Origin of the sequence: Burkholderia sp. IT-111MI5 (assembly GCF_949752865.1) — a bacterium.
GTDB lineage: Bacteria > Pseudomonadota > Gammaproteobacteria > Burkholderiales > Burkholderiaceae > Burkholderia > Burkholderia pyrrocinia_C.
In genome coordinates this window covers 50,261-67,286 of the sequence record NZ_CATKIF010000010.1, presented here as the reverse complement: position 1 = coordinate 67,286, position 17,026 = coordinate 50,261, and the positions used below count along the sequence as shown (strand labels likewise).

Below are 17,026 nucleotides of genomic sequence, written 5' to 3'. Positions count from 1 at the left end.
CGAATCGCGACGCGGTCGAGCCTGTAATCTGCAAAACATTTTTTCATTCGCGCCAGCGTAAGCACTGCTGCCGGACCGTTTCGTTCAGCGATTTTTCCTGTTTGAAAACGGTTCTCAACCACGATGCGTCGTTCACGCGCGCCTTGGCAAGCGCGCCGATCTCGTCGAGCGCCGCGCGCGAACCGAGCGCAGCCGCATGCGGCGCGATCCGGTCGAGCGTGTCGAGGATGTCTTCTGCGATCGTGCGGCGTTCACCCGTCTGAGGATTCACGCAGGTGCCCTCGAGCCCGAAGCGGCACGCTTCGAAACGGTTGAACGTATAGACAAGGTAGTCGTCCTCCGACAGCTTCAGCGGCCGGTCGGTCAGCAGGTAGCGCGCGAGCGTCTGGATGTAGCAGGCGATCGCCGCCGCGCGGTCGACCGACAGCGGCGTATCCATCACGCGCACCTCGATCGTCCCGTAGCCGGGCTTCGGGCGAATGTCCCAGTAGAAGTCCTTCATCGAGTTGACGACACCCGTGTTCACCATCTTCATGAAGTACTCCTCGAAGCTGTCCCAGGTCAGCACGAACGGCGCGCGGCCCGACAGCGGGAACGCGAACACCGAATTCAGGCGTGCCGAATGGAAGCCCGTGTCGACGTTCTGCACGAACGGCGACGACGCGGACAGCGCGATGAAGTGCGGAATGAAGCGCGACATCGAGTGCAGCAGGAACAGCGCGCTGTCGGGATCGGGACAGCCGATGTGCACGTGCTGGCCGAACACGGTGAACTGTTTGGCCAAATAGCCGTATAGCTCCGAGATGTACTGGAAGCGCGGCGCATCGTAGATCTGCCGGTCGCTCCATTGCTGGAACGCGTGCGTGCCGCCGCCGGCGAGCCCGACGTTGAGCTGGTCGGCCGCCTTCACGAGCACGTCGCGGATCGCATGCAGCTCGCTGACCGCCTGCTCGTGCGAATGGCAGATGCCGGTCGACAGCTCGATCATGCTCTCGGTAATTTCGGGCGTGATGTTGCCCGGAAAGGTCTCGCCCTGGATCAGGCGCATCAGGTCGGATGCAGCCTTGGTCAGGTCGTAGTTGTGCGTGTTGACGACCTGGATCTCCAGTTCGACACCGAACGTGAACGGTTCGGAATTGACGAAGGTTTCGAGTGCCATGGCAGGTTCCGGAATCAGTTGCTGTCGCTGCGTTCGCCGACCGCCGACAGGCAGCGGTAGACCACGAACGGGCTGACGAGCTGCAGGATCACGATCGTGCACATCACGATCGCACGCAGGTGCGGGTCGAAATTCGGATAGAGCTGGTAGGTATCGTCGACGAGCAGGTACGACAGCGCGGACATCGGCGTGAGCGCGATGCCGAGCGCGACGCCCTGTTTCATCCCGATGCCGCTCGGCTTCGCGAACGCGACGACGCCGGCCAGCTTCGCGACGAGCCGCGTGACGATCAGCACGATCGAGAGCAGCCCGCCGAGCGCGATGTCGCCCCACGTGAACGACGTGAGCGTCAGCACGAACAGGACCACCGTCAGCAGCCAGCCGGCCGTGCCGAAATGCTCGGGCCACAGCTGCGGACGCGCTTCGAGGTTCTTCACGATGATGCCCGCGAGCAGCAGCGTGAGCAGCGTCGACAGCTTCAGCGCCTGTGCCACCGCGATCGCCAGCATCACGAGCCCGAACAGCGCGACGAACGAATGCTCGTCGCGCATCGTCGACGTCATGTGGCGGAACAGGAAATTGCACGAACGCGCGACGAGATACGCGACGATGAACGAACCGGCGATCAGGTAGAGCGGCTGCAGGATCGTCGCGAACACGTTGCCGTACGCTTCCTGGTGCAGCCAGCTCGTGACGAGCTTGGTCAGCACGATCGCGTACACGCTGTTGAGCGCGGTCAGCGTGATGAGGCGCTGCGACACCTGCCCTTCCGCGCGCAGTTCGGTCTTGAGCTGGATCACCATCGATGGCGACGTCGCGATCGCGATCGCCGACAGCACGAGCGCAACCATTCCCGACACACCGAGCGCAAGCATCACGAACAGCACGAGCACGAACGTCAGCGTGGCTTCCGCGAGACTCGACGCGACGAGCCACGGATTGCGCCGGATCCAGCGCAGGTCGAGGCGGCTGCCGAGCTCGAACAGCAGCAGGCCGAGCGCGACGTCGATCAGCAGCCGCGACGTTTCGTCGGTGCTTGCGTCGATCACGCCGAATCCGAACGAACCGGCGACGAGACCGATTACCGCATAGCCGGTGATGCGCGGCAGGCGCCATGCGCGATAGCACAGTTCGCCACACAGGCCGGCCGCGAACAGCGCGAGCCCGGCCCAGAACACGGCATCCGGCGCGAGCGGCCAGTTGGGCAGAAATGAGAACGCCGACTTCATCGTGGTGACTTCTCCTTTGGAAGCAACCGCCAGCGACGCAGGGTCAAGCGTCAGAAATGGATGCGCGCCGGCTGGGTATCGCCCCGAATGTGATTGTTGTGGTCGACGACGGCGGGACATGGGGTCCGCCTGTTCCGCCATCCGGCGGAAAGTCGCACAGGTTGCCGATCTGGATTGTCGGCCTGGTGTGTGAACGGACTGCGCAGTCTCGAAGATTCAGATTCGAAACCGTGCCGACCGTTCCATTGAAGCTTGTCCGGCGCCTGGCCGGACGAACGCGAAGGAAACCGATTGTGCCACAGCTTTTTCGGTCTGGAACCCATTGAATCGACTCGCGGCGCTGTGCGGCACCACAGGTCTTTGGTTTCAAAGGTTTACCTGTATATATACGTAGTAGAAGTTAACAAAGGGCGCACAGTTCTGTGGATAACTTCGGTTTACGCTGACGGATCAATGCGTTGGCGAAACCATAACCCGTTGCACAGGCTGTTCGTGCACAGAAGTTTGAGATGAGCAACTTTGGGGCCGTTTCACAGCTGTGCCGAGTTGCCCAGTTTACGTCCACTGTGATTACACATGAAGTGCGTGTGGATTTCGCAAGGTTATCCACAGCGCCGGGTGGATAACCTTGCACGGGGAAGCCGGAAAACTGTGAGCGATTCGTGCGACAGGAAGCCGGTCAGCCGGCCGAGCCGACGCGGCGCGCGCGCAGCGCGCGGATCAGGAAGCGGGCGGGATCGACGGCTTCGGCGAGTTCGCGCTCGAGCGGCCACGGCTCGCCTTCGAGCTGCGATGCGATCAGTTCGGCGCCGAGCGCGGCCCACACGAGGCCGCGCGAGCCAAAGCCGAATGCGCCGTAGAGGCCGGGCGTGCGCGGCAGGTCGCGCGCCTTTGCGCCGCTCAGCGCGCGTGCGTTCGCGACGGCCTGTGCTTCGTCCGCGAGCGGGCCGATCAGCGGCAGACGATCGGCGACGACCCAGCGGAATGCAACGCGGCCGCGCAGCGTGCCCAGGTCCGGCACGTCGCCGATCAGGCCCGGCAGCAGGTGCCGCACGCGGTCGAGGTTTTCGATGTGACCGGCCGCGCGCATCGCCGGATCGACGTCGTCGGGTTCGAACGTCGCGCCGATCAGCAGCGTGCCGTCGTCGAGCGGCACCGCGTAACCGTCGCCGATCGCCGGGCACGGCAACGGCGCCGCGGTGCCGGGCGGCAGCAGCGTGAGCTGGCCGCGCACCGGTTGCAGCACGACATGCTGCAGCCCCGCGAGACGCACGGCGTCGCCCGCGTTCGCAAGCACGACGACGGGCGCTTCGGCCAGCGTGCCGCCCGTCGAATCAAGCGCATGCCATGTGTCGCCCCGCCGCTCGAGCCGCGCGACACCGGTAGACGCGAGCAAGCGCACGCGTTGGCCGGCCGCCGCGCATTGCGCCGCGCACAGCCCGGCCGGCCAGACGGCGCCGCCATGCGGAAACAGCAGGCCGCCATGCGCGACCGGCAGGTTCAGATGCGCGCGCGCGGCATCGGTATCGAGCAGCGACGCATAGTCGGACGGTGCGCCGAACGCATCGAATGCATCGCGCATCCGCGCGAAGTCGCCGGCCGATTCGGCGAGATGGATCATCCCGTGCGTGCTGCGCGCGAACGCATGGCCCGCGCGTTCGAGTGCGCGCCAGCGTGCAATCGCGTGCAGGAAGCCGCTGCGCGTGAGCCGGCTTGCGACGTTGTCGTCGCGTGTCATCAGCGGATGGAATACGCCGGCCGGATTGCCCGACGCTTCGCTCGCGATCCGTTCGTGCCGCTCGATCAGCGTGACTTCCCAGCCGCGCGCGGCCAGGCGTTCGACGACCGCGCAGCCGGCCAGGCCCGCGCCGATCACGATCGCGCGGCGCGCCGCAACGGGCAGTGCGCGCGGCGGCTCGTGCCGGCGCGCGCGCCAGCGCGGCGCATATTCGCCGACGAGCGAATCGTCGACTTCGCGATACGTGAAACCCGATTCGCCGAGTGCGTGTTTCACGGCGCCGGAATTCGCATGCGTTGCAAACGTCGCGCCTTCGCCGGCGATTTTCGCGAGCGCACGAACCACGTCGGTCGCGCGGAGATCGGCGTCGTTCGACGACGTGAAGCCGTCAAGATAAAACGCATCGGCGCGCGCGACGAGCTTGGTCAGCATGTCGACTGCATCGCCGAACGCGAGCGTGAGCACCACGCGCCCTGCGTCCAATTCGAGCCGGTGCAGGCCCGGCACGAGCATCGGCCAGGCGTCGACCAGTGCATCGACGTCGACCGATATGGTTGTGTTCGCAACGATATGCGAAACCGCGCGGCGCAGGTCGTCGCGCGAGAACGGATGCGGCTCGACTGCGACGAAATGCAGCCGCTCGCAGCGCGCCGGATCGTCGCGCCACGCGCCCCATGTCGCGAGGAAGTGGCTGCCCGCGCCGAATCCCGTCGCGACGATCGTGAACGCGCGGCGGCCTTGCCAGCGCGCCGGCAGCCCGTTGCCGGAGACGCACAGGTGATGCGCAAGCGCACCTGATGCGCCGCGATGGAGGTCGCCGTACTCGGGCGAAACGAGCGTGCCGTCGTCGCGAAGCGCGAGCGTGGCGGGAACAAGTCGGTCGGGCATGCGAAACAAAAAACGTGGCAGCCAAGCCTGGCAAGGGATTGCGCGGGGTCGTCCGAGCGCCCGTTGGAAAAAGCCAACGGGGCGGCGCACGGGCGGACCGCGCTGCGTATCCTGTCCGGTTGGCGCAGGTCAAAAAACTGGCAATCGACGATTCATTCGGCGAAATACTGATGAAAATCTTTGAAACCCTTGTCGTTATTGGGTTTGCGCTGCGCTATCATAGCAACGCCGTACCGCGGGGTGGCCGCCGGCAAGCCGGAGGGCGCGTCGCGCGGGCCAGGATTCGGCGCTGTGTCGTCGGAGTCTGACTCTCGACGGCACGGTTCGCGCACGTATAATCGGCGCGTTCGCGCTGTTCGTGTCAACCTAACCTGATAAAGGAACCTTAATGAACAAACAGGAACTGATCGACGCCGTCGCCGCCCAAACGGGCGCCAGCAAGGCTCAAACCGGCGAAACGCTGGACACGCTGCTCGAAGTCATCAAGAAGGCCGTGTCGAAGGGTGATGCGGTTCAGCTGATCGGCTTCGGCAGCTTCGGTTCGGGCAAGCGCGCAGCACGTACGGGCCGCAACCCGAAGACCGGCGAAACCATCAAGATCCCGGCAGCCAAGACGGTCAAGTTCACGGCTGGCAAGGCGTTCAAGGACGCCGTCAACAAGCGTTAAACCAGCGCCTGTTCCAGAAAAAAACCCGCCTTTCGGCGGGTTTTTTGTTGGGCGCGCGCGGCATTTTCGCCACAGTCCGCGCCGCTCTTGCAAGATTTAACGGTTGTTTTTACAAGCCGTTACCACGCCGTTACGCGTGCACGATTTGCGTGTCGCCGTGATCGTCGTCGTCGTGCGAATCGACATCCCACGCCGGGAACGGATCGTCGAACGCGCTCCATCCCGCCGCGCCGACGGCGAATTCCGCATCGGTCAGCAGGCACGCGTCGAGCTTCTCGCGCCATGCATCGGCATCGAGCGCGATGCCGATCAGCACGAGTTCCTGCCGGCGATCGCCGACCGTGCGATCGTCGAGATCGCCGTGCCATTCGGCGCGGATTTCGGCGAGCAGCTCGTCGTCGTCCGGCCATTCCGCGCGATCCTGCGCGGCCCACCAGAGACCCGCCGGGCCATGCCGGCATACGCCGCCCGCCTGCGACAGCGAGCCCGCGATGTCGTTGCGCGTCGCGAGCCAGAAGAAGCCCTTGCTGCGCAGCACGCCCGGCCACTCCTGGTGCAGCAGCGCCCAGAGTCGTGCCGGATGGAACGGCCGGCGCGCGCGGTAAACAAAATTGCCGATCCCGAATTCGTCGGCTTCGCCGTGCACGTGCGCATGATGTTCGTCATGGCAGTCGGGGTCGTCGCAATGCGTGTGATCGTGATCGAGCGACGCGAGCCAGCCCGGCGCATTCGCGGCCTCGTCGAAATCGAAGCGGCCCGTGTTCAGCACTTCGTCGAGCGGCACGTTGCCGAACCTCGACACGACCTGGTGCGCGCGCGGATTGAGCCGCGCGAGGATGTGCTGCAGGCGCGCGAGTTCGTCCGCGCCGACGAGGTCGGCCTTGTTGATCACCAGCACGTCGCAGAATTCGATCTGCTCGATCAGCAGTTCGACGAGCGTGCGGTCGTCTTCGTCCGATGCGGCGATGCCGCGCGTCGCGAGCGCGTCGTCGGAGCCGTAGTCGCGCAGGAAGTTGTACGCGTCGACCACGGTGACGAGCGTGTCGAGCCGCGCGATTTTCGACAGCGACTCGCCGTCGTCGTCGACGAACGTGAAGGTTTCGGCGATCGGCATCGGCTCCGCGATACCGGTCGATTCGATCATGATCGCGTCGAAGCGGCCTTCGGACGCGAGGTTGCGAATCTCGACGAGCAGGTCGTCGCGCAGCGTGCAGCAGATGCAGCCGTTCGACATTTCGACGAGGCGTTCCTCGACGTGCGACAGCGCCTGCGCGTCGCGCACGAGCGACGCGTCGATGTTGACCGCCGCGAGATCGTTGACGATCACGGCGACTTTCAGGCCCGCTCGGTTCGCGAGGACGTGATTGAGCAGCGTGGTCTTGCCGGCGCCGAGGAAGCCGGACAGCACGGTGACGGGCAACGGCTGGTTCATTGCGGTACACACCAACGGAAAAGATGAAAAAGCGGCCGCGGCGCCCTTCCGGGGCGCGATCGGCCCGCGGACGGGCGAACCTGCGGCGTGAGCCCGCATTGTGCATCAAACGCGCGCCGGCCGGCCGGCGCCGCGTCAGGCCGCGATGCGGCGCGGCGTCACGGCGAGGGCGGCAGCAGCTTCCATTGCGTCAGGATGCCGGCGATCTGACGCGCGTACTTGTCGCGCAGCGACGGCGTTTCGGAATGGTAGGCGCCGATGGCCTGCCACGTGTTGCCGTAGCGGTTCATCTTCTGTTTCAGATGCCACGCGGCGATGTATACGTTCTTGCACGGTTCCATCAGCGTGCCGCGGTCGATCCCGTAGCGCGACAGCGTCGACAGGTGGACCGAATTGATCTGCATCAGGCCGTAGTCGATCGAGCCGTTCGTGTTCTTGTTCAGCGCGCCGGGCCGGTTGCGCGATTCCTGCCAGGCGATCGCGCGCAGGATCAGCGGATTGACCTGCTGGTATCTGGCCGCTTCGTCGAAACAATCCGCGCGAGCGTTTGCGCTGGCGAACCACACGCCGGCGGCGATCCACGCAATCGAAGCGAACCGTCTGTTCATGGTGCGAAAACGAAAGGAAAATGCGTGAGGGGCGGGAAAACCCGTGCCTGTTATTCGTGCGGCGAGAAACCCGTCGCACGTATCATACCGACAGTCCGTCAGGTTGCGACATGCGGAAATACGACAGCCGGGTTATACCGCATTTCCGTGTCGGTTCATCTCGAAACGGGGGCGATGGCCGGCATGCCGATATAGCACCGAATCTTACATATCACATACGACTCGCCCGATACAGGTCGTATGTGAGACAGTCTTCGGATCAATGTGATATTTCGGACATGAAAAACTGCTAATGTCGCCTTTTTCGGACTTGGATCCCAGCACTACCGCCGGAAGCGGCCTGAGCCGGCATCGACCCATTCATCCATGACAAGAAATCGCTTCGTTATGCGGCGCATTGCCACGACCCTCGTCGTCGCCGGCATCATCGTCTCGCAGGCCGCCTACGCTCAGGTCACGCTCAACTTCGTGAATGCGGATATCGACCAGGTCGCGAAGGCGATCGGCGCCGCAACCGGCAAGACCATCATCGTCGACCCCCGCGTGAAGGGGCAGCTCAACCTCGTTGCCGAACGTCCGGTGCCGGAAGACCAGGCGCTGAAGACGCTGCAGTCGGCACTGCGCATGCAGGGCTTCGCGCTCGTGCAGGATCACGGCGTACTGAAGGTCGTGCCCGAGGCCGACGCGAAGCTGCAGGGCGTGCCGACCTATGTCGGCAATGCGCCGCAGGCGCGCGGCGACCAGGTGATCACGCAGGTGTTCGAGCTGCACAACGAATCGGCGAACAACCTGCTGCCCGTGCTGCGGCCGCTGATCTCGCCGAACAACACGGTGACGGCCTACCCGGCGAACAACACGATCGTCGTGACCGACTATGCGGACAACGTGCGCCGCATCGCGCAGATCATCGCGGGCGTCGACAGCGCCGCAGGCGCGCAGGTGCAGGTCGTTCCGCTGCGCAACGCGAACGCGATCGACCTCGCCGCACAGTTGCAGAAAATGCTCGATCCGGGCGCGATCGGCAACAGCGATGCAACGCTGAAGGTGTCGGTCACGGCCGATCCGCGCACCAACTCGCTGATGCTGCGTGCGTCGAGCGCATCGCGCCTCGCGGCCGCGAAGCGCCTCGTACAGCAGCTCGATGCGCCGAGCGCGGTGCCCGGCAACATGCACGTCGTGCCGCTGCGCAACGCCGATGCGGTGAAGCTCGCGAAGACGCTGCGCGGGATGCTCGGCAAGAGCGGCAGCGACAGCGGCTCGTCGGCATCGTCCAACGATGCGAACAGCTTCAACCAGAGCGGCGGCTCGTCGTCGAGCGGCAACTTCTCGACCGGCACGTCCGGCACCCCGCCGCTGCCGTCGGGCGGCCTCGGCGGCTCGTCGTCTTCGTCGTCGGGGTACGGCGGCTCGTCGGGCAGCGGCGGCGGTCTCGGCAGCGCCGGCCTGCTCGGCGGCGACAAGGACAAGGGCGACGACAACCAGCCGGGCGGGATGATCCAGGCCGATGCGGCGACCAACTCGCTGATCATCACCGCGTCCGATCCGGTTTACCGGAACCTGCGCTCGGTGATCGACCAGCTCGACGCGCGGCGTGCGCAGGTCTATATCGAAGCGCTGATCGTCGAGCTGAACTCGACGACGCAGGGCAACCTCGGCATCCAGTGGCAGGTGGCGAGCGGCCAGTTTCTCGGCGGCACGAACCTGAACCCCACGCAAGGTCTGGGCAACAGCATCGTCAACCTGACGACCGGCGGCACGGCAGCCACCACCGGGCTGGCGGCCAACCTCTCGACGCTGACCCAGGGCCTCAACATCGGCTGGCTGCACAACATGTTCGGCGTGCAGGGGCTCGGCGCGCTGCTGCAGTATTTCGCGGGCGTGAGCGACGCGAACGTGCTGTCGACGCCGAACCTGATCACGCTCGACAACGAGGAAGCGAAGATCGTCGTCGGCCAGAACGTGCCGATCGCGACCGGTTCGTATTCGAACCTGACGAGCGGCACGACGAGCAATGCGTTCAATACCTACGACCGGCGCGACGTCGGCCTGACGCTGCACGTGAAGCCGCAGATCACCGACGGCGGGATCCTGAAGCTGCAGCTCTATACCGAGGATTCGGCGGTCGTCGCCGGCACCACGAGCGCGCAGACCGGCCCGACCTTCACGAAGCGCTCGATCCAGTCGACGATCCTGGCCGACAACGGCGAGATCATCGTGCTCGGCGGCTTGATGCAGGACAACTATCAGGTGTCGAACAGCAAGGTGCCGCTGCTCGGCGACATCCCGTGGATCGGCCAGTTGTTCCGTTCGGAATCGAAGCAGCGCGCGAAAACCAACCTGATGGTGTTCCTGCGTCCGGTGATCATCTCCGATCGCAGTACCGCGCAGGAAGTCACGGCCAACCGCTACGACTACATCCAGGGCGTGACGGGCGCGTACAAGTCGGACAACAACGTGATTCGCGACAAGGACGACCCGATCGTCCCGCCGATGCCGCTCGGCCCGAGCCAGGGTGGCACACCGGCAGGGAACCTGTTCGATCTCGACAAGATGCGCCGCCAGCAGGTGCAGCGTCAGGTCGTGCCGGTCCCGGCCCAGCCGTTGCCGGAGCAGACGCCCGCGCAGCCGCAGAGCGTGCCGCAGCAGGCGGTGCCGCAACAGCCGCTGACCGCCCCGGGAGCCTCGCAGTGAGCGACGTGCGCGCGTCTTCCGCCCACGACGGCGCGCCGGGCGAACGGCAGCCGCCGTCGCCGCTCGCTGCGCGCCTGTTGCCGTACGGCTTCGCGAAGAGCGGCCAGGTGCTGATCGCGCACCAGCTCGACGACACGCTCGAGGTGTGGATCAGCGAACGCACGAGCGACGCCGCGCTCGCGGAGATCGCGCGCAACTTCGGCTCGATTTCCGTGCACCGCGTGCCGGCCGACGAGCTCGCGCAGGCGATCAACCAGGCATACGCGCGCCAGGACGGCAGCGCCGCGCAGGTGGTCGGCGAGGTCGAAGGCGAAGTCGATCTGTCGCGGCTGATGCAGGACATCCCCGAGGTCGAGGATCTGCTCGAATCGGAAGACGACGCGCCGATCATCCGGATGATCAACGCGCTGCTCACGCAAGCGGCGCGCGAACAGGCATCGGACATTCACATCGAGCCGTTCGAGAACTCGTCCGTCGTGCGTTTTCGCGTCGACGGCACGCTGCGCGACGTCGTGCGCCCGAAGAAGGCGCTGCACGGCGCACTGATCTCGCGGATCAAGATCATGGCGCAGCTCGACATCGCGGAGAAACGGCTGCCGCAGGACGGCCGCATCACGCTGCGCGTCGGCGGCCGGCCGGTCGACGTGCGCGTGTCGACGCTGCCGACCGGGCACGGCGAGCGCGCGGTGCTGCGTTTGCTGGAAAAGGACGCGAAGCGCCTGAACCTCGAAGCGCTCGGGATGGGCCGTGACACGCTCGTCCAGTTCGACAAGCTGATCGCGCGACCGCACGGCATCGTGCTCGTCACGGGCCCGACGGGCTCGGGCAAGACGACGACGCTGTATGCGTCGATGTCGCGGCTCGAAACCGCGACGACCAACATCATGACCGTCGAGGACCCGATCGAATACGATCTCGGCGGCATCGGCCAGACGCAGGTGAACGAGCGGATCGGGATGACCTTTGCCCGTGCGCTGCGCTCGATCCTGCGCCAGGATCCGGACGTGATCATGATCGGCGAAATCCGCGACCTCGAAACCGCGCAGATTGCGGTGCAGGCGTCGCTGACGGGCCACCTCGTGCTCGCGACGCTGCACACGAACGATGCGGCATCGGCCGTCACGCGTCTGACCGACATGGGCGTCGAGCCGTACCTGCTCGCATCGTCGCTGCTCGGCGTGCTCGCGCAGCGCCTGGTGCGGCAGCTCTGCCCCGTCTGCAAGGAAGAGCGGCACGAGGATGGCCGCACGCTGTGGCATCCGGTCGGCTGCGACAAGTGCGGGCATTCGGGCTACGCGGGCCGGCGCGGCGTATACGAGCTGCTGCTGGTCGACGACTCGATCCGCTCGCTGATCCATCGCAACGCGGCCGACGCGGAGATCCTGGCCACCGGCCGCGCGGAAGGGATGCGCACGCTGCGCGACGACGCCGAACGCTGGCTCGCGGCCGGCGCGACGTCGCTCGAGGAAGTGCTGCGCGTGACGGGAGGCGCATAGCGCGATGCCGGCATTCCGTTTCGAAGCGATCGATGCGGCGGGACACGCGCAGAAAGGCGTCATCGATGCCGACAGCGCGCGTGCCGCGCGTGGCCAGTTGCGCACGCAGGGGCTCACGCCGCTCGTCGTCGAGCCGGCCGCCAGCGCGACGCGCGGCGCGCGTACGCAGCGGCTCGCGTTCGGCCGCAAGCTGTCGCAGCGCGAACAGGCGATCCTCACGCGCCAGCTCGCGAGCCTGCTGATCGCGGGGCTGCCGCTCGACGAGGCGCTCGGCGTGCTGACCGAGCAGGCCGAGCGCGACTACATCCGCGAGCTGATGGCCGCGATCCGCGCCGAGGTGCTCGGCGGCCATTCGCTCGCGAATGCGCTGGGCCAGCATCCGCGCGATTTTCCGGAGATCTACCGCGCGCTCGTCGCGGCGGGCGAGCATACGGGCAAGCTCGGCATCGTGCTGTCGCGCCTGGCCGACTACATCGAGCAGAGCAATGCGCTGAAGCAGAAGATCCTGCTGGCCTTCACGTATCCGGGCATCGTCACGCTGATCGCGTTCGGCATCGTCACGTTCCTGCTGAGCTACGTGGTGCCGCAGGTCGTCAACGTGTTTGCGAGCACGAAGCAGCAGTTGCCGATCCTCACGGTCGTGATGATGGCGCTGTCGGAATTCGTGCGGCACTGGTGGTGGGCGATCCTGATCGCGGTCGCGCTGATCGTGTGGTTCGTGAAGGCGACGCTGTCGCGCGACGGGCCGCGGCTCGCGTTCGACCGCTGGGTGCTGACCGCGCCGCTCGCGGGCAAGCTCGTGCGCGGCTACAACACGGTGCGCTTCGCGAGCACGCTCGGCATCCTCACCGCGGCCGGCGTGCCGATCCTGCGCGCGCTGCAGGCGGCCGGCGAGACGCTGTCGAACCGCGCGATGCGCGCGAACATCGACGACGCGATCGTGCGCGTGCGCGAAGGCTCCGCGCTGTCGCGCGCGCTGAACAACGTGAAGACGTTTCCGCCGGTGCTCGTGCACCTGATCCGTTCCGGCGAAGCGACGGGCGACGTGACGACGATGCTGGATCGCGCGGCCGAAGGCGAAGCGCGCGAGCTCGAACGCCGCACGATGTTCCTGACGAGCCTGCTCGAGCCGCTGCTGATCCTGGCGATGGGCGGCATCGTGCTCGTGATCGTGCTGGCCGTGATGCTGCCGATCATCGAGCTGAACAACATGGTGCAGTGACGGCCTGACTGGTTGGCGAGGCCGTCGCCGTTCCGTTCAGCGCATGTAGATCGCGGGGGACGGCGTGTTCGCCGGAAGCTGGATTTCGGCGCGGGCGCCGTTGCGGTCGACGATGATCGAGCGGGGGCGGACTTCGGCGAGCTTCGCGCCGGGCGTGACCTCGGCACCGAGCGACACGGCACGCGGCGGTTCGCCGCCGACGCCGATGATCGCCGCGGCGCCGCGCTGGAGCGCGAGGATGCCGAACAGGTGGATGTCCTGCACGGGATTCTTGTCGAGCTGACCGCCGAAGAGCGCCGCGGCGTCCTCGGTGCGGATCGGCGGCCGCGCGGCGGCGGCGGGCAGCGGCGCTTCGCGGGCCGACAGCGTGACGACCCAGTAGGTGGCCGTCGCGCACAAACCCGCGAAGAGGGCTAGGGAAAGGATCCGGATCGAGAGCGCGTTCATGCGCGCTATTGTACGGATGTATATGAAATTTGCGTTGGGTGAAAGCCCTCGGCGATGCGCGCCTTACAATGCGTGCTCCGCGCCCGCGGGTCCGGAAGGTTGCTGTCAGGTAATCGTCCCGGTGCGCCGGGTGCGTCACTCAATCGACGACATTTTTTGGAAAGAGGTAGTCAGTCATGCAAACGTGGATCACTCGCCGCAACGCGGCCGTGCGTCGTCAGCGCGGTTTCACGCTGATCGAGATCATGGTGGTGGTCGCGATCCTCGGGATCCTGGCGGCGCTGATCGTGCCGAAGATCATGAGCCGCCCGGACGAGGCACGCCGCATCGCCGCGAAGCAGGACATCGGCACGATCATGCAGGCGCTCAAGCTGTACCGTCTCGACAACGGCCGTTATCCGACCCAGGAACAGGGCCTGAACGCGCTGATCCAGAAGCCGTCCACCGATCCGATCCCGAACAACTGGAAGGACGGCGGCTATCTGGAGCGCCTGCCGAACGATCCGTGGGGTAACGGGTACAAGTACCTGAATCCGGGCGTGCACGGCGAGATCGACGTGTTCAGCTACGGTGCCGACGGCAAGGAAGGCGGCGAGAGCAACGACTCCGACATCGGTTCGTGGCAATAAGCCGGCGCTGATCGTCCCGACGCTTCGTTCCCGCTCTTCATGCTCGCCATTCGCACGACTTCCCGCTGCGGCCGCGATTGCCGTGCGCATCGCGGCACGGCGCCGTCCGTATCGGCGCGCGCCGATGGCGGGCCGATGACGCATGGCGTGCGGCGCGCACGCGCGCGCGGCTTCACGCTGCTCGAAATGCTGGTCGTGCTCGTGATCGCGGGGCTGCTCGTGTCGCTCGCGTCGCTGTCGCTGACGCGCAATCCGCGCACCGACCTGCGCGAGGAAGCGCAGCGCATCGCGCTGCTGTTCGAGACGGCCGGCGATGAAGCGCAGGTGCGCGCGCGCCCGATCGCATGGCAACCGACCGCGCACGGCTTCCGTTTCGACGTGAGCTCGCCCGACGGCTGGCGCACGCTGCGCGACGACCTGCTGCGCCCGCGCGACTGGGACGGCGGTGTGACGGGCGCCGACATCGACTACCCGGGTTCCGACACGCGCGCGAATCGCGTCGTGTTCGGCACCGAGAGCGTCGACACGCCGGTGCGCGTGACGCTGCATTCGGCCGTCGGCAGCGCGACGATCGTCGGCACCGGCAACGGCCGCTACGAGGTGCAATGACGATGCGTCGTCGCCTGCCCTTCCCTGTTTCTTCGTCGCGCGGCTTCACGATGATCGAAGTGCTGGTCGCGCTCGCGATCATCGCGGTCGCGCTCGCCGCGTCGATCCGCGCGGTCGGCACGATGGCGACCAACGCATCCGACCTCCATCGCCGGCTGCTGGCCGGTTGGAGCGCCGACAACGCGCTCGCGCAGTTGCGGCTCACGCACGCGTGGCCGCAGATCGGCGACCAGAGCTTCGACTGTTCGCAAGGCAACGTGCAGCTCGTCTGCACGCAGAGCGTGAGCGCCACGCCGAACCCCGTGTTCCGGCGCGTCCGGGTTTCGGTGAGCATGCCCGGGCGCGCCGGCGTGCTCGCGCAGATGGTGACGGTGGTCGCGAATGAAACCAGCCGTCCGCTCTGACGCGCCGATGCGACGCCCGCACGCGCGCCCCGCCCGGGGCTTCACGCTGATCGAGCTGATGATCGCGATCGCGATCCTCGCGGTGGTCGCCATCCTCGCGTGGCGCGGGCTCGACCAGGTCATGCGCGGCCGCGACAAGGTTGCGTCCGCGATGGAAGACGAGCGCGTGTTCGCGCAGATGTTCGACCAGATGCGCATCGACGCGCGGCTTGCCGCGACCGACGACGAGGCCGGCCAGCCGGCGATCGGCGTCGCCGGCAACACGCTGCAGATCGTTCGCGAATTCGACGTGCCGGGCGCCGCGCCGCGGCTGCAGGTGGTCCGCTACCGGATCGCCGGCGGGCGCGTCGTGCGCTACGCGTCGCCGCCGCTCGACGATGCGAACCGGCTGCAAGGCGTGCTGAAGGACAGCAGCGTCGAAGGCTGGAGCTGGGTCGCGTTGATGGGCGGCGTCGGCGCGATCGACGCGAAGCTGTACGTGCCGCGCGTGGGCTGGACCACCAACCTGCAGACGGCCGACGACGCGCTCGCGCAGAACAACGATGCGCTCAAGGTGCCGCAGATCGGCAACGCGCCGCCGCCGCGCGCGGTGACGGGGCTGCAGGTCAGCATCGGCGCGACGTCGCTGCGCGTGCCGGTCACGCGCGTGTTCCTCGTCGGGGAATGACGATGCGCGCGCGCCCTCACCGTTCATCGCTCGCCAACCGCGCCGCCGCGCGCGCGCATGCATGCGGCCGCCAGCGCGGCGCGGCGATCATCACCGCGCTGCTCGTCGTCGCGCTGTCGGCGATCCTCGTCTCGGGGATGCTGTGGCGCCAGCAGGTGCAGATCCGCCGCATCGAGAACCAGCGCGTGATCGCGCAGGCGCAGTGGGTCGCGCGCGGCGCGCTCGACTGGACGCGGATGATCCTGCGCTCCGAAGGCGATACGGCGCCCGGCATCACGTATCTCGGCGGGATCTGGGGCGTGCCGATCGCGAAGACGAAGCTGTCGGACTTCCTCGGCCGGATCGGCGCGCCCAACGACAACGGCGGCGAAGATACCTATATCTCCGGCTCGATCGAGGACGCGCAGGCGAAGTTCAACCTGCGCAACCTCGTGGCGTCGCCGGCGCCCGGCGTGCTGCAGTTGAACGTCACGCAGCTGCAGGCGTTCCAGCGCCTGCTGACGACGCTCGGCTACGACGGCGCGTTCGCGAAGCGCATCGCGCTGCAGGTGCGCGCGGGCCTCATGCATTCGGCGACGCGCTTCCAGATGCCGACGCTGCCGGGCGGCGGCGGCACGGCGCCGGCCACCGCGCCGGTGACCACCGACCAGCAGGGCGGCGGCGGCTTCACCGACGATCCCGGCATGTCCGGCGGCGACCGCGGGCCCGCGCCGCTGATGATGACGGGCGTCGACAGCCTGCTCGACGTCGACGGCGTGACGCCCGAGATGGTCGCGCGGCTGCGCCCGTTCGTCACCGTACTGCCGACCACGACGCCCGTGAACATGAACACCGCGCCGGCCGAGGTGATCGCGGCGCTCATGCCGGGGATGAGCGTGTCGTCCGCGCAGGCGCTGGTGTCGCGCCGCGAGACCGTGTTTTTCCGCAACGTCGGCGACGTGCAGCTCGCGCTGCGCGGCGCCGGCGCGCCGAACGTGACGCTCGACTCGAGTCTCGTCGACGTCAATTCGAGTTATTTCATCGTGCATGGCCGGATCCAGCACGAACGCGCGGAGGTCGATCGCACCTCGCTCGTGTATCGTGATCCGACCACGCACTCGACGCGGGTCGTGCGTATCCGCGACCAGCTATAACGACGCC

Annotated in this window: 15 protein-coding genes; 9 read left to right on the top strand and 6 right to left on the bottom strand. The window is 66.8% G+C overall.

Annotated elements, in window-relative coordinates:
• Positions 1 to 43: 43 nt before the first annotated feature.
• The 3 genes from ACM6JT_RS08030 to mnmC all read right to left on the bottom strand — a co-directional run bounded on the left by ACM6JT_RS08030 (position 44) and on the right by mnmC (position 5,014).
• Positions 44 to 1,159, bottom strand: coding sequence for a YbdK family carboxylate-amine ligase (locus ACM6JT_RS08030; protein ID WP_034183814.1), 1,116 nt, complete (start codon positions 1,157 to 1,159; stop codon positions 44 to 46).
• Positions 1,160 to 1,173: 14 nt separating this feature from the next.
• The gene (locus tag ACM6JT_RS08025) at positions 1,174 to 2,388 is read right to left on the bottom strand and encodes a cation:proton antiporter (RefSeq protein WP_034183813.1); all 1,215 of its coding nucleotides are present in this window, start codon (positions 2,386 to 2,388) and stop codon (positions 1,174 to 1,176) included.
• A gap of 679 nt (positions 2,389 to 3,067) precedes the next feature.
• On the bottom strand, positions 3,068 to 5,014 hold the full coding sequence (mnmC, locus tag ACM6JT_RS08020) for a bifunctional tRNA (5-methylaminomethyl-2-thiouridine)(34)-methyltransferase MnmD/FAD-dependent 5-carboxymethylaminomethyl-2-thiouridine(34) oxidoreductase MnmC (protein WP_414856236.1): 1,947 nt from the start codon (positions 5,012 to 5,014) through the stop codon (positions 3,068 to 3,070).
• A 388-nt stretch (positions 5,015 to 5,402) separates the two neighbouring features.
• Between mnmC and ACM6JT_RS08015 the strand changes: the two genes are divergently transcribed.
• Positions 5,403 to 5,681, top strand: a complete 279-nt coding sequence (locus ACM6JT_RS08015; RefSeq protein WP_006401505.1) for an HU family DNA-binding protein — start codon at positions 5,403 to 5,405, stop codon at positions 5,679 to 5,681.
• A gap of 130 nt (positions 5,682 to 5,811) precedes the next feature.
• Here the strand turns inward: ACM6JT_RS08015 and ACM6JT_RS08010 are convergent, their stop codons facing one another.
• Both ACM6JT_RS08010 and ACM6JT_RS08005 read right to left on the bottom strand, forming a co-directional pair.
• Positions 5,812 to 7,125 (bottom strand): GTP-binding protein, encoded by a 1,314-nt coding sequence (locus ACM6JT_RS08010; RefSeq protein ID WP_414856246.1) that lies wholly within the window; start codon positions 7,123 to 7,125, stop codon positions 5,812 to 5,814.
• A gap of 146 nt (positions 7,126 to 7,271) precedes the next feature.
• Complete coding sequence (locus ACM6JT_RS08005; RefSeq protein ID WP_034183810.1) at positions 7,272 to 7,721, bottom strand: lytic transglycosylase domain-containing protein; 450 nt, start codon at positions 7,719 to 7,721, stop codon at positions 7,272 to 7,274.
• 366 nt (positions 7,722 to 8,087) lie between these two features.
• Here ACM6JT_RS08005 and gspD point away from each other — a divergent pair, with 366 nt between their 5' ends.
• The 3 genes from gspD to gspF are packed head-to-tail and all read left to right on the top strand — an operon-like array spanning position 8,088 to position 13,130.
• On the top strand, positions 8,088 to 10,412 hold the full coding sequence (gene gspD, locus ACM6JT_RS08000) for a type II secretion system secretin GspD (RefSeq protein WP_407971069.1): 2,325 nt from the start codon (positions 8,088 to 8,090) through the stop codon (positions 10,410 to 10,412).
• The gene (gene gspE, locus ACM6JT_RS07995; protein ID WP_034183808.1) at positions 10,409 to 11,908 is read left to right on the top strand and encodes a type II secretion system ATPase GspE; all 1,500 of its coding nucleotides are present in this window, start codon (positions 10,409 to 10,411) and stop codon (positions 11,906 to 11,908) included. The genes gspD and gspE overlap by 4 nt, the downstream gene beginning before the upstream one ends.
• A gap of 4 nt (positions 11,909 to 11,912) precedes the next feature.
• Positions 11,913 to 13,130, top strand: coding sequence for a type II secretion system inner membrane protein GspF (gene gspF / locus ACM6JT_RS07990; RefSeq protein ID WP_034183807.1), 1,218 nt, complete (start codon positions 11,913 to 11,915; stop codon positions 13,128 to 13,130).
• Positions 13,131 to 13,166: 36 nt separating this feature from the next.
• Here gspF and ACM6JT_RS07985 read toward each other — a convergent pair whose 3' ends face one another.
• A complete protein-coding gene (locus ACM6JT_RS07985; RefSeq protein WP_034183806.1) occupies positions 13,167 to 13,577 on the bottom strand; it encodes a type II secretion system protein N in 411 nt (136 codons plus the stop codon).
• A 176-nt stretch (positions 13,578 to 13,753) separates the two neighbouring features.
• Between ACM6JT_RS07985 and gspG the strand changes: the two genes are divergently transcribed.
• From gspG to gspK, 5 genes are read left to right on the top strand one after another with little or no spacing between them, the layout of a single operon-like run.
• Positions 13,754 to 14,206, top strand: coding sequence for a type II secretion system major pseudopilin GspG (gene gspG, locus ACM6JT_RS07980; RefSeq protein WP_006751354.1), 453 nt, complete (start codon positions 13,754 to 13,756; stop codon positions 14,204 to 14,206).
• Positions 14,207 to 14,245: 39 nt separating this feature from the next.
• Complete coding sequence (locus tag ACM6JT_RS07975) at positions 14,246 to 14,815, top strand: GspH/FimT family pseudopilin (protein ID WP_034183805.1); 570 nt, start codon at positions 14,246 to 14,248, stop codon at positions 14,813 to 14,815.
• A 2-nt stretch (positions 14,816 to 14,817) separates the two neighbouring features.
• The gene (gspI, locus tag ACM6JT_RS07970) at positions 14,818 to 15,219 is read left to right on the top strand and encodes a type II secretion system minor pseudopilin GspI (RefSeq protein WP_034183977.1); all 402 of its coding nucleotides are present in this window, start codon (positions 14,818 to 14,820) and stop codon (positions 15,217 to 15,219) included.
• A 7-nt stretch (positions 15,220 to 15,226) separates the two neighbouring features.
• Positions 15,227 to 15,886: a type II secretion system protein J gene (locus tag ACM6JT_RS07965; protein ID WP_034183804.1), complete on the top strand. Its 660-nt coding sequence runs from the start codon at positions 15,227 to 15,229 to the stop codon at positions 15,884 to 15,886.
• A gap of 2 nt (positions 15,887 to 15,888) precedes the next feature.
• Positions 15,889 to 17,019, top strand: a complete 1,131-nt coding sequence (gspK, locus tag ACM6JT_RS07960) for a type II secretion system minor pseudopilin GspK (protein WP_217590096.1) — start codon at positions 15,889 to 15,891, stop codon at positions 17,017 to 17,019.
• Positions 17,020 to 17,026 lie beyond the last annotated feature (7 nt).

Coding starts and splice junctions, on each gene's coding strand:
- ACM6JT_RS07975 (WP_034183805.1), top strand. CDS start 14,246: ATGCTCGCCATTCGCACGACTTCCCGCTGCGGCCGCGATTGCCGTGCG.
- gspG (WP_006751354.1), top strand. CDS start 13,754: ATGCAAACGTGGATCACTCGCCGCAACGCGGCCGTGCGTCGTCAGCGC.
- ACM6JT_RS08005 (WP_034183810.1), bottom strand. CDS start 7,721: ATGAACAGACGGTTCGCTTCGATTGCGTGGATCGCCGCCGGCGTGTGG.
- ACM6JT_RS08030 (WP_034183814.1), bottom strand. CDS start 1,159: ATGGCACTCGAAACCTTCGTCAATTCCGAACCGTTCACGTTCGGTGTC.
- gspF (WP_034183807.1), top strand. CDS start 11,913: ATGCCGGCATTCCGTTTCGAAGCGATCGATGCGGCGGGACACGCGCAG.
- gspD (WP_407971069.1), top strand. CDS start 8,088: ATGACAAGAAATCGCTTCGTTATGCGGCGCATTGCCACGACCCTCGTC.
- ACM6JT_RS08025 (WP_034183813.1), bottom strand. CDS start 2,388: ATGAAGTCGGCGTTCTCATTTCTGCCCAACTGGCCGCTCGCGCCGGAT.
- gspI (WP_034183977.1), top strand. CDS start 14,818: ATGCGTCGTCGCCTGCCCTTCCCTGTTTCTTCGTCGCGCGGCTTCACG.
- ACM6JT_RS07965 (WP_034183804.1), top strand. CDS start 15,227: ATGCGACGCCCGCACGCGCGCCCCGCCCGGGGCTTCACGCTGATCGAG.
- ACM6JT_RS07985 (WP_034183806.1), bottom strand. CDS start 13,577: ATGAACGCGCTCTCGATCCGGATCCTTTCCCTAGCCCTCTTCGCGGGT.
- ACM6JT_RS08015 (WP_006401505.1), top strand. CDS start 5,403: ATGAACAAACAGGAACTGATCGACGCCGTCGCCGCCCAAACGGGCGCC.
- mnmC (WP_414856236.1), bottom strand. CDS start 5,014: ATGCCCGACCGACTTGTTCCCGCCACGCTCGCGCTTCGCGACGACGGC.
- gspK (WP_217590096.1), top strand. CDS start 15,889: ATGCGCGCGCGCCCTCACCGTTCATCGCTCGCCAACCGCGCCGCCGCG.